Raw genomic sequence first — 999 nt, forward strand, 5'->3', positions numbered from 1 at the left:
CTTAATTGCGGATGAACCGACCACCGCCCTGGATGTAACCATTCAGGCACAGATTTTAGAGCTGTTTAAAGAGATTCAGAGAAAAACGAATGTGTCCGTCATTCTGATTACACATGATTTAGGGGTCGTTGCCCAGGTAGCTGACAGAGTCGCAGTCATGTATGCCGGGAAAATGGCGGAAATCGGCACGAGAAAAGATATTTTTTATCAGCCGCAGCACCCTTATACAAAAGGCCTGCTGGGTTCTGTCCCGCGGCTGGATTTAGATGGCGCTGAGCTGATCCCAATCGACGGAACGCCGCCGGATTTATTTTCGCCTCCGCCGGGCTGCCCGTTTGCCGCCCGCTGTCCGAACAGGATGGTTGTGTGTGACAGGGTGTACCCGGGCCAGACGATCAGATCTGACTCGCACACCGTCAACTGCTGGCTGCAGGATCAACGAGCAGAGCATGCGGTGCTGTCAGGAGATGCGAAGGATTGAACATGAAAAGGGGGAAGAGGATGAAACGAGTGAAAAAGCTATGGGGCATGAGTCTTGCATTAGGACTTTCGTTTGCGCTGATGGGGTGCACAGCAAATGAACAGGCCGGAAAAGAAGGCAGTCATGATAAGGCAAAAACCAGCGGAGAAAAGGTGCTGTATGTAAATAATGAAAATGAACCGACTTCATTCGATCCGCCGATCGGCTTTAATAATGTGTCATGGCAGCCGTTAAATAACATCATGGAGGGGCTGACGCGTCTTGGCAAAGATCATGAGCCTGAGCCGGCAATGGCGGAGAAGTGGTCTGTTTCGAAAGATAATAAAACTTACACATTTACGATTCGGGAAAATGCGAAATGGACAAACGGAGATCCTGTAACAGCCGGAGACTTCGAATACGCGTGGAAGCGGATGCTTGATCCGAAAAAAGGCGCTTCATCAGCATTCCTAGGTTATTTTATTGAAGGCGGCGAAGCATATAACAGCGGGAAAGGGAAAAAAGACGATGTGAAGGTG

General features: G+C 49.6%; 2 pseudogenes. Both read left to right on the forward strand.

The features are described 5' to 3' along the window. Positions 1-481, forward strand: a pseudogene (gene dppD / locus ACWHAR_RS23515) (dipeptide ABC transporter ATP-binding subunit DppD); the annotation flags it as partial. 2 nt (positions 482-483) lie between these two features. Then, a pseudogene (gene dppE / locus ACWHAR_RS23520) lies at positions 484-999 on the forward strand (dipeptide ABC transporter substrate-binding protein DppE); the annotation flags it as partial.

Source organism: Bacillus sp. LR--39 (assembly GCF_053613335.1).